This is a genomic window from Planococcus sp. ANT_H30, from assembly GCF_008369335.1.
In the GTDB taxonomy this organism is placed as follows: Bacteria; Bacillota; Bacilli; order Bacillales_A; family Planococcaceae; genus Planococcus; species Planococcus kocurii.
This window is the reverse complement of sequence record NZ_VOBJ01000003.1, coordinates 365,207-375,879: the sequence shown is the minus strand read 5'-3', so window position 1 is coordinate 375,879 and position 10,673 is coordinate 365,207. Positions and strand designations below refer to the sequence as shown.

Below are 10,673 nucleotides of genomic sequence, written 5' to 3'. Positions count from 1 at the left end.
GGTAGATAGGTTCGAGGTGGAAGCGTAGCGATACGTGCAGCTGACGAATACTAATCGATCGAGGACTTAACCAACACATTGTATGCGAAAAACTTGCTTGTTTCACCTGTCGTTTATCCAGTTTTGAGTGAACAAACACTCAACCAAATAGTCCAGTGATGATGGCAAAGAGGCCACACCCGTTCCCATCCCGAACACGGCAGTTAAGCTCTTTTGCGCTGATGGTAGTTGGGGGTTTCCCCCTGTGAGAGTAGGACGTCGCTGGGCTATTCTATGTTTATTTTTTATTCCTAATGATTCTTTTACCTTGCTTCCATAGCTCAGCAGGTAGAGTGCTTCCATGGTAAGGAAGAGGTCACCGGTTCGAATCCGGTTGGAAGCTTTTATTCTTTTGAGAGTTTCTGAATAGGAAGTTAACTAGACAATTTTACCAAGGCCCCTTGGTCAAGCGGTTAAGACACCGCCCTTTCACGGCGGTAACACGGGTTCGAATCCCGTAGGGGTCACCATTTTGGAGGATTAGCTCAGCTGGGAGAGCATCTGCCTTACAAGCAGAGGGTCGGCGGTTCGATCCCGTCATCCTCCACCATTTTTTTCGCAAATTCATACGGTGGGGTAGCGAAGTGGCTAAACGCGGCGGACTGTAAATCCGCTCCTTCGGGTTCGGCAGTTCGAATCTGCCCCCCACCACCAGTTTTCTTATAGTTATGAATGGGGTATAGCCAAGCGGTAAGGCAACGGGTTTTGATCCCGTCATGCCCTGGTTCGAATCCAGGTACCCCAGCCATTTTTACTATGAGCCATTAGCTCAGCTGGTAGAGCATCTGACTTTTAATCAGAGGGTCGAAGGTTCGAATCCTTCATGGCTCATTCTTGTAACATCCTTGCGCCTGTTCAGCGCGGGGCCTTAGCTCAGCTGGGAGAGCGCGTCGCTGGCAGTGACGAGGTCAGGGGTTCGAGCCCCCTAGGCTCCATTGTTCCATGTGTATTTGTACTATCCATGTGTAAAAACCCCGTATCCATTAACTTGGATACGGGGTTTTTTTAGGTTCCGATGTATTCGGATTGAGGACGGAAAATCACGTTATGGTCTTGCTGCTCGAGTGCGTGTGCCGTCCAGCCGATAATTCGCGCGACGCTAAACGTTGGCGTAAATAATTGTGTCGGCATCGCAATGGATCGCATAATTGCCGCCGCATAAAATTCGACGTTGGTATAGAGTGCCCGTCCTGGTTTACGGGCATTCAACCCTTTAATGATCTGACTTTCAGCAGCAACTGCTAAATCAAGCCACGAATCTTCTCCTTGGAGTTCCAAGCATTTTTTTCGGAGGACGATTGACCGCGGATCTTCTGTTCGGTAAACACGGTGACCAAAACCCATGATTTTTTCACCTCGGTCTAGCTTGTCTGCAATAACGGCGTTGATTCGATCTTTTGTTTGAATGGTATCCAGTAAATCAATGACCCCTGATGGAGCCCCTCCGTGAAGCGGTCCTTTCATGGTACCAAGAGCTGAGACAACTGCAGATACGAGATCGGATTCAGTGGAAATGGTAACGCGTGCTGCGAATGTCGAAGCGTTCATGCCATGTTCCATTGTTAATTTTAAATAAGTTTCGAGCGCTTGCGTTTGCCCATTTGTGGGTGGCTGTCCGGTGATCATCCATAAGTAATTGGCTGTATGACCAAGATCGTCTCTTGGGCTAAGGGCTTGCTGCCCGTTTTGAAGGCGATAAAAGAGCGCAGTCATTACCGGTAGTGCGGCAGTTAGCGCAACTGCTTGTTCTGCAGAAGGCAAGGTTTGAAATTCACTATGTGTGTAAGCCGATACCAATGTCCGTGAAGCATCCATTAGCGAAGTTTCTTTTGGCAGCAACTGAGCCATTTCAACAATATGTGCCGGCAATTTTCGGTAACTCAGCAATTGGTGTTGGAGGTTTTCCAATTGAACATCATCAGGCCATTGCCCATGCCATAAAAAATAGGCAGTTTCTTCGAATGACCTACCGCGTATGACGGTCTCTACCAATTGTCCACGGTAGCGTAATTCCCCTATATCTCCATCCACAGAAGCAATCGCTGTTTGAACAGCGACAACACCTTTTAATCCAGGCTGAAACATCATAAACTCCTCCTTTTCTTTTAGTTTACGCTCTCTATTTGATAATAAAAATTAAAGATATATAATTGAGACAATTAAGAAAAGTAATCGAGACGAGGGATGTTATGGAAGTCCAGTGGTTGAGAACCTTTGTGGACGCTGCAGAAACCTTAAATTTTAGAATAAGTTCAGAACGGCTGATGATGTCGCAACCCGGCGTGACTGTTCACATTCGGTTATTAGAAGAAAATTTGGGTCTTCTGTTATTCAAGCGCAGTCACAACCGGGTGTCGTTAACAGAAGAAGGCAGGTATTTTAGAGACAAAGCCGAAAAAGTATTAGCACAATTAGATGACAGTGTTGAAGAATTGCATTCCTTTGCTCAAGGGTACCGGAAGACCTGGACGCTTGCTATTTCCCCGTTGATGGCGGAAACAATTTTGCCTTATGTGCTGAAATCATTTATTCGTGAACATACGGAAGTAGAATTGGTAATTCGTGTGGAAGAATCGGAACAAATCGAAGCTTTAGTCGAATCGGAGCAAGTATCGGCTGGGATTTCTGCTTTACCGCCTACGGGTCGGAGCATTGCGCAAGTTGTTGTTTACAACGATCCAATCCTGTTCGTTTTGCCGAGAGATGCTTATGATGACGAGACCGGGCCGCAAGTTTCAGTGGAAGATGCTTTGCGGAATTCCGTACTGTTTACACATCATCACCCTGTTTTTTGGGAAGAGCTATTAGGCAAGTTGCGTTTGCACGTGCCGGGAATTCGAACGATGAAAGTGACGCAAGCTCATATCGCCAAGCGCTTTATACAAGAGGGTCTCGGGGCATCCTTTTTACCAAAATCAATGGTTCGCCGGGAATTGGTGGAAGGACGTTTAATGGAAGCGCATTTTGAGTTGTTTCCATTGCCCGTCGTGTCCACTTACTTTTTAACAAAACATATGGGGATACTTGAAAAAGATTTTATGCGCCGCATTCAATCGGTATACTTTACGTGAAAAGGGGAGAGGGCAATGATTATTGAGTCAGGTGGTATTCGGTTACGCTTATTGAAAAGAGATGATTTTGAAGCCTTATGGGCGCTATACACACCGGAAATTTTCGAACACATGCTCAGCCAAGTAGCGGTTTTTGAAGATTTGGTAGCGTGGCTAGAATCTGGGCTTAATCAGTCTAATGTCCTTATTTTCGCAGTGGAAAATCCACAAACAGCAGAAATCATCGGCACAACGCGCATATATGCAATTGATGAAGCGAATAAAAGCTGTGAAATCGGTGCAACATTCTATGCGCAATCCGCGCAGCGAACGCATGTCAACACAGCAGTTAAGCTTGCTTTACTTAGTTATTGCTTTGAAGAACGTGGCATGATTCGAGTCCAATTCAAAACAGATGCCGATAACATCCGTTCACAGAAGGCGATTGAACGCATGGGCGCAGTGAAAGAAGGCGTGCTTCGCAATGAACGCATTCGCTCAACCGGCAAGCCGAGAGATGCAGTGGTGTATTCACTAATTGACAAAGACTGGCCAACAATAAAAAAGGAGCTGACGAAAAAAGCGAATAAATATGCGTGATTTTGTCTAGTTGAGCCAAAGAGACCTTAGCGGTTACAATAAGTCTATCTTGCTAAGGGGGTATAGAATAATGAATAAATTAACTATTTCTATTATCGGAGTTCCAATGGACCACGGACAAAATCGTCGCGGTGTCGATATGGGACCAAGCGCGATCCGCTATGCGGGCGTAGTAGACCGCATTGAAGAGTTGGGCCATACGGTTACGGATGAAGGGGACATCCAAATTGGTCAAGCAGACGGAAGCGTCGATACGTCCACGAACTTACGTAACTTAAAAGCAATCACAGAAGCGACAGAAACGCTTGGCGATAAAGTATTTGAAGTAGCACAAGCTGGGAACTTCCCGCTCGTGTTAGGCGGCGATCACAGTATTGCAATCGGTACACTCGCTGGGATTTCTGAGCGTCATGAAAACTTAGGCGTTATCTGGTACGATGCACACGCTGACATGAACACAAGCGACACGTCACCATCAGGCAATATCCACGGCATGCCACTTGCAGCAAGCTTTGGACACGGCCACGAGAAATTGACGAACATTCGCGGCTATTCACCAAAAGTAAAACCTGAAAACATCGTCATTATCGGGGCTCGTTCAGTTGACCCAGGTGAGCGTGAATTGATCAAAGAACACGGCATTCGCGTTTACAGCATGCACGAAATTGATAAAATGGGCATGCATGCCGTCATCGAAGATTCGATCCGTTATTTGAAAGAAGAGCGCAAAACAGATGCGGTTCATTTGTCACTCGACCTTGATGGCATCGACCCAATGTACACACCAGGCGTTGGTACTCCTGTTCCAGGCGGCATTAGCTACCGTGAAAGTCATTTAGCAATGGAAATGTTGTATGATGCAGACATTATTACTTCTGCTGAATTTGTAGAAGTGAATCCGATTCTTGACGAGAAAAACAAAACAGCGGATGTTGCGGTTGCGTTGATTGGTTCATTATTCGGCGAAAAATTATTATAAGCAAAAACAAGCGAAAGCCTGTTCAGACTGTAGACAAACTCGAGTTATTCGAATTGTCTACAGTTTTTTTATTGAATACATCGCTCGGGTCGCTTCATCTTGTGTATACAGGATTGTGCGCTTCATGCGACGCTTTCCGCGGATGAAGCTAGTGCACGATATAGGAGCATCTCTTTGCCCTTCGCTGGAACAACGGAAGCTGAAGTTGAGCCCGCAAAAAGCAAAGTGGCTAGACTGATTGGGTTGTGAATCGTTATTTATTTTAATTCGAATTTTTCTGCATTCTGAATAGGCGAAAGCCTGTTTTTTTGTTTCATCAGTTAATAAACTTCCTTAAATGAAAAAACTTGTAAAAAATAGTTGGATTTATTTGGGTACTGTCTGCTACGATAGAATAAGAAAAATAAATGAAACTTTTTCAATCGAGATACGTATACAAAGTACAGCCGCATAGGCGGAGGGAAATGAGATCATGGATGCGTTAGTCAATAAACGAATAGCGAAAGTAATAAAAGGCGATCAGAACGCATTCGCCGAAATCGTGGAGCTTTACCAGCACCAGCTGTATCATATCTGTTACCGCATGCTTGGCAACAAGCAAGAAGCAGAAGATATTGCTCAGGAAGCTTTTATGCGTGCTTATGCAAATATCCGCACGTTTGACCAGAACCGCAAATTTTCCACCTGGTTGTACCGCATCGCTACCAATTTGTGCATCGACCGGATTCGGAAGAAAAAACCGGATTACCACTTAGATGCGGAAGTGCGCGGAGCGGAAGGCTTGAATATGTATTCAAAAATTGCCAATGACGATGAGCTTCCAGAAGAAGAGTTAATGCGGATGGAAGTTCAGGAGCGGGTGCAGTATGAAATTAGTCGCTTGCCAGACAAGTATCGTGCCGCTATTGTATTAAAGTATATTGAAGAATTGCCGCTAGCGGAAATCAGTGAAATTTTAGATTTGCCGTTGGGAACGGTGAAGACGCGTATACACAGAGGCCGAGAAGCTCTTCGCAAGCAATTGAGCAATTTGTAGGAGGCGATCACGATGAATGCGTGTCCGGAAAACATTATCCAATTAATGAACCATCACCTTGACGGCGATACAAGCCCGAGCGAGGAACAACAATTAAAAGAATACTTGGAGAGCTGTGAGGATTGCCGAGAACAATACCAGGCATTAAGTAAAACCGTTGCATTTATCCAAAGTGTTTCCCATATACAAGCGCCACCCAATTTTGTCCAAACAACAATGGAGCGCTTGCCGAAAGAAAAGCAGCGGGCTGGGGTTCAGCGTTGGTTAAGAAAACACCCAATGCTCGCAGCAGCGGCTTTGTTTTGCGTATTGATGAGCACAGCGCTGTTTACGAACTTTAACAACGAACAACAATTTTCTTTTACCAATCAACCGAATCTTGTTATAGAAGGACAGACTGTCGTTGTTCCAGAAGGACAAACAGTTGTGGGTGATATGACCATACGTAATGGAGATTTACGTGTAGAAGGCGAACTTGAAGGAAACGTGACCATTGTTAATGGCGAGTACATGGCATCGAGTGGGGTCATTACCGGTGAAATTGAGGAAATCGACCAAGCGTTTGAATGGCTATGGTATACCATTAAAAACGGCTTTAAAGACGCAGCCACTGTTTTTGACAAAAATGAAGATTAAACCCTTCCTCTCCTAAAGGATGGGTTTTTTCTATGAAGGCAAGCCCAATTCACTTATGCTATAATAAATGCATATGCAGATGTAGAAAAGCGAGGGTTGCAGATGCCTTTTTTTGAAAATTTAACCGACCAAACATCATTTAGACTTCTAGCAAACATCATCGACATTTTATTGGTGTGGTTTGTTGTTTATAAATTGATCACCGTTATCAAAGGAACAAAAGCGGTTCAATTGTTAAAAGGGATCTTTGTTATTATTATCGCGCGCCTCGTGACACAAGCACTTAACTTGGAAACGTTAGGCTGGATTATGCAACAAGTATTAGAATGGGGCTTTTTAGCCATTATTATTATTTTCCAACCGGAATTGCGTCGCGCACTTGAACAGCTCGGGCGTGGCAAATTGTTCTCTAGCAGTACATTAAACGAAGAGTCCGAACGCAACCGATTGATTGAAGCGATGTCCAAGTCCGTTAGCTATATGGCAAAACGACGCATTGGGGCATTGGTATCGATTGAACGCGAAACAGGATTGAGTGAATACATTGAGACCGGCATTCCAATGAACTCAGATTTAACATCTGAATTAATGATCAATTTATTCATTCCAAACACACCGCTGCACGACGGAGCGGTAATTGTTCAAAAAAACCGAATTGCCGCAGCGGCTTGTTATTTGCCACTGTCTGAAAGTCCGTTCATTTCAAAAGAACTCGGAACGCGTCACCGTGCCGCTCTTGGCATTAGTGAAGTGACGGATGCGATTACCATTGTCGTGTCAGAAGAAACAGGCGCCATCAGCTTAACAGCAAATGGCGATTTGCACCGTAATTTATCACTTGAAGACTTTGAAGTAAAGCTTCGTCGAATCTGGTTTGGCGCAGAACAGCAAGAAGTCACTCTTCCTTGGTGGAAGTGGAGGGGGAAAAAGAATGGATAAGATGATGGACAATCGCTGGTTTTTACGGATTACGGCGCTGTTATTAGCCTTCCTTTTATTTTTCTCGGTACAGGCAGACGATAATTCCGCGGTGACAACAGATACTAGCCGTGTGTCGGAAGTGATTGAAGAAGTAGAACTTGAGGTCTACCATGACAATAGTTTGATGGTTAGCGGTGTCCCAAAAACCGCTGATTTGCATTTGAGCGGCCCTGTAAGTGTCGTACAAACGGCACGCCAATTAGAAGACTTCACCTTATTTGTGGATTTGCGTAATTTGCCGATGGGCGAGCACCAAGTCCCGATTCAAACTGAAAATCTTTCTGAACAATTAACGGTTCGAGTCGATCCGGCGTTTGTTAATGTCGTCATTGAAGAGCGGGTGTCGCAAGAATTCCGTGTAGATCCAGAAATCAATGAGCGGATGTTAGCGGATGGTTATATTTTGGATAACGTATCAGTCGATCCAGAAACGGTCATTGTAACGGGTCCTAAAAGCATGATAGACGCTATCAGCTTTGTCAAAGCTACGGTTTCTGGTGAGCAAGGCGTCAAGGAATCCTTCAACACCGCCGCCCGCGTTCGGGTGCTAGCAGAAGATTTGACGAAGCTGGAAAGTGCAGAAATCGAACCGGCAGAAGTGGAAGTCGCGGTTGAAGTTGTTGAATACAGCAAAACCGTGCCGGTAAGAATTGAACCGACTGGCAAAGCCGGTACCGGCATTACCATTAAAAATTGGACGACAACGACGGAAGAAATCCAAATTTTCGGCCCCAAAAGTGTCGTAGATGAAATTACCGAATACGTCGTTGAAGCAGACGCTGCACTGGTCACGGCTAAAGATAGTACCTTAGAGGTAGAACTGGACATTCCTGCGGGAGCTTCTGCGGTGTCACCAGGACAAGTAACGGTAGAAGCCGAAACGGTAATTGACGATTCTGCAAAACGACCGACAGATCAAAAAGATTCAGAAGTGGTCGATAATACAGAGTCATAAATGCTTTAGACATGAAAGAAGCATCAAATAAACTAAATTGAAGCAATTGACTGAAGGAGCGAGTATGGTAATGGGAAAATATTTTGGAACAGATGGAGTACGTGGAGTTGCAAACAGTGAGTTAACACCTGAATTGGCGTTTAAATTAGGTCGCATTGGCGGATACATTTTGACAAAAAGTGCGAAAGACAAGCCGAAAGTGCTAATCGGTCGTGATACACGAATTTCAGGCGAAATGCTAGAAGGTGCTTTAGCAGCAGGGCTACTTTCTGTAGGTGCAGAAGTGATGCGTCTTGGCGTTATTAGTACACCCGGTGTCTCTTATTTAACACGTGTCATGAGTGCAGAAGCGGGCGTGATGATTTCTGCTTCACACAATCCAGTAGAAGACAACGGCATCAAATTCTTTGGTTCAGACGGTTTTAAACTGTCGGATGCACAAGAAGCGGAAATTGAAGCATTATTAGATAGCGCTGAAGATCTATTGCCACGTCCAACGGGTGGCGATCTTGGTAGCATTACCGATTATTTCGAAGGCGGACAGAAATACCTTCAATACTTAAAACAAACGGTTGATGAAGAATTCGAAGGCATTCTGGTAGCACTTGACTGTGCACACGGTGCCACATCTACACTGGCAACGCATGTCTTTGCTGACTTAGATGCTGACATTACGTCAATGGGTGCGTCACCAAATGGCTTGAATATTAACGCAGGTGTAGGTTCTACACATCCTGAGAAATTAGCAGAACTGGTACTTGCTAAAGGCGCAGACATTGGTTTGGCATTTGACGGAGACGGCGATCGTTTAATCGCAGTCGATGAAAAAGGGCAAATTGTAGATGGCGATCAAATTATGTATATTTGTGCGAAGCACTTGCATTCAGAAGGCCGTCTGAAAAAAGATACGGTCGTATCGACTGTTATGAGCAACATGGGCTTTTACAAAGCATTAGAAAGCCACGGCATGAAGAGCAACAAAACCGCTGTTGGTGACCGTTATGTAGTCGAAGAAATGAAGAAAAATGATTACAACTTGGGCGGCGAACAATCGGGTCATATCATTTTCCTTGATTACAATACGACAGGCGATGGCTTGTTAACAGGTCTTCAACTAGTAAATATTATGAAAATTACCGGCAAGAAATTGTCTGAACTGGCGTCTGATATGACGATTTTCCCTCAAAAACTTGTAAATATTCGTGTAACAGATAAACACGCAGTAACAGACAACGCGAAAGTTGCAGACGTCATTTCTGAAGTCGAAAAAGAAATGAATGGCAACGGCCGTGTGCTTGTCCGTCCATCGGGCACAGAGCCACTTGTCCGCATTATGGTAGAAGCCGCTTCATCAGAAGACTGTGAAAGCTACGTAGAACGTATCGCAGAAGTGGTACGTTGCGAAATGGGCTTAAACTAATCAAATCAACTAGTCCCAGTCCGTAAGCATCTTGCTTACGGACTTTTGCTTGTTTAGAAAGTTTTGGATAACCGTAGTTGGAGAAGCTTTTTTGTCAGATTGGTTCTATGATCGAGTTTTGGGGTAAATGAGTGGAAAGAGAGAAACGAAGAAAGCATAATAGACGGACGCTTTCTTGTCTGTAGTCAAGCACTTTTCTGTGTTTCAAAGGAATGAGCATAAGGGTGGCTGCTTTCCGTTCCAGCGCTCGCTTTCCGCGGGCACGGCCTCAGCAGCTTCACTCACTGTGTTCGCTCCAGGGTCTTCGCCACGCGCTGGTCCTGCAGGTGTCGAGCACTTGCACTTCAAGTAGTTGCTGAGATTCCCGACAGAAAAAATAGGCGCATCACAGCCGTTCGTATGTTCGCTTCTAACGGATTTAATCGAGTGTCAGGATCGTTGAACGGTGTGAAGCGAGTCGGTTTCCTGGTTCGGATTCTGAGACCCCCGCGTCCGTACGATCTCAATTCTCTAGCTATGGAGCAAACTAGCGGAGACTCCCGCGGGACAGCGAAGTACCAAAATCCACTCGGGCGCATAGCCCGAGTTAGTTCGGTGCAAGCCCGCAGGACAGCGGAGCTGGTTTGCGGAATAGCTCGTGGCTGGAGAACCATAAGCGTTTTAAAAAAGCGATAAACCTATCAACTGTTTGATTTACATCAAAATTGTAACGTGTTGAAAATGTATTTTTACAGATAAATCAACCAGTATACGGAAAAAAATGATGAAATAGACCTAAATAACTATTTGCTTTAATTGACGGGATTGTGTGGACACTGTATGATAGTAGAGTTGGTTTACGACCGCAGAAAAAGGAGGATCGAAGTAGCTGCGAGGAAAACAATTATAGCGCCTGTACTGAAGAAATGGACGGACAAGTCATCTTCAGTAGACGAGGAGAAGGAGTATCGAGATTTCGGCGGATCCCTTCCGGCCAT

At 44.9% G+C, this 10,673-nt stretch carries 9 protein-coding genes, 7 tRNA genes and 1 rRNA gene; 16 read left to right on the top strand and 1 reads right to left on the bottom strand.

The genetic code is table 11. The features are described from left to right. The first annotated feature begins 151 nt into the window (after window positions 1-151). From rrf to FQ085_RS10335, 8 genes are all read left to right on the top strand, one after another. Window positions 152-267, top strand: a 5S ribosomal RNA gene (gene rrf, locus FQ085_RS10370). A gap of 42 nt (window positions 268-309) precedes the next feature. After that, a tRNA-Thr gene (locus FQ085_RS10365) sits at window positions 310-382 on the top strand. Between the two features lie 52 nt (window positions 383-434). Then, a tRNA-Glu gene (locus tag FQ085_RS10360) sits at window positions 435-509 on the top strand. Window positions 510-513: 4 nt separating this feature from the next. After that, window positions 514-589, top strand: a tRNA-Val gene (locus tag FQ085_RS10355). 20 nt (window positions 590-609) lie between these two features. After that, window positions 610-693 (top strand) — tRNA-Tyr (locus tag FQ085_RS10350). Window positions 694-712: 19 nt separating this feature from the next. After that, a tRNA-Gln gene (locus tag FQ085_RS10345) sits at window positions 713-787 on the top strand. A gap of 10 nt (window positions 788-797) precedes the next feature. Further along, window positions 798-870 (top strand) — tRNA-Lys (locus FQ085_RS10340). Between the two features lie 31 nt (window positions 871-901). Next, a tRNA-Ala gene (locus tag FQ085_RS10335) sits at window positions 902-974 on the top strand. 70 nt (window positions 975-1,044) lie between these two features. Here the strand turns inward: FQ085_RS10335 and FQ085_RS10330 are convergent. Then, window positions 1,045-2,124 carry a citrate synthase/methylcitrate synthase gene (locus tag FQ085_RS10330; protein WP_149456531.1) on the bottom strand — a complete coding sequence of 360 codons (1,080 nt, stop codon included), beginning with the start codon at window positions 2,122-2,124 and terminating at the stop codon, window positions 1,045-1,047. A gap of 104 nt (window positions 2,125-2,228) precedes the next feature. Here FQ085_RS10330 and FQ085_RS10325 point away from each other — a divergent pair, with 104 nt between their 5' ends. The 8 genes from FQ085_RS10325 to glmM all read left to right on the top strand — a co-directional run bounded on the left by FQ085_RS10325 (window position 2,229) and on the right by glmM (window position 9,696). Next, complete coding sequence (locus tag FQ085_RS10325; protein WP_149456530.1) at window positions 2,229-3,110, top strand: LysR family transcriptional regulator; 882 nt, start codon at window positions 2,229-2,231, stop codon at window positions 3,108-3,110. 15 nt (window positions 3,111-3,125) lie between these two features. Then, window positions 3,126-3,689, top strand: a complete 564-nt coding sequence (locus FQ085_RS10320; protein WP_149456529.1) for a GNAT family N-acetyltransferase — start codon at window positions 3,126-3,128, stop codon at window positions 3,687-3,689. Window positions 3,690-3,759: 70 nt separating this feature from the next. Next, the gene (gene rocF, locus FQ085_RS10315; protein WP_071154072.1) at window positions 3,760-4,668 is read left to right on the top strand and encodes an arginase; all 909 of its coding nucleotides are present in this window, start codon (window positions 3,760-3,762) and stop codon (window positions 4,666-4,668) included. Between the two features lie 472 nt (window positions 4,669-5,140). After that, the gene (sigW, locus tag FQ085_RS10310; RefSeq protein ID WP_058386699.1) at window positions 5,141-5,704 is read left to right on the top strand and encodes an RNA polymerase sigma factor SigW; all 564 of its coding nucleotides are present in this window, start codon (window positions 5,141-5,143) and stop codon (window positions 5,702-5,704) included. Window positions 5,705-5,716: 12 nt separating this feature from the next. Beyond that, the gene (locus FQ085_RS10305) at window positions 5,717-6,340 is read left to right on the top strand and encodes an anti-sigma factor (RefSeq protein WP_078080035.1); all 624 of its coding nucleotides are present in this window, start codon (window positions 5,717-5,719) and stop codon (window positions 6,338-6,340) included. A gap of 102 nt (window positions 6,341-6,442) precedes the next feature. Further along, entirely contained in the window at window positions 6,443-7,279 is an 837-nt protein-coding gene (gene cdaA / locus FQ085_RS10300; protein ID WP_058386697.1) for a diadenylate cyclase CdaA, read from the top strand. After that, window positions 7,272-8,276, top strand: coding sequence for a CdaR family protein (locus FQ085_RS10295; RefSeq protein ID WP_058386696.1), 1,005 nt, complete (start codon window positions 7,272-7,274; stop codon window positions 8,274-8,276). Before cdaA ends, FQ085_RS10295 begins: the two co-directional genes overlap by 8 nt. 70 nt (window positions 8,277-8,346) lie before the next feature. Next, complete coding sequence (gene glmM / locus FQ085_RS10290) at window positions 8,347-9,696, top strand: phosphoglucosamine mutase (RefSeq protein ID WP_058386695.1); 1,350 nt, start codon at window positions 8,347-8,349, stop codon at window positions 9,694-9,696. Window positions 9,697-10,673: the final 977 nt, after the last annotated feature.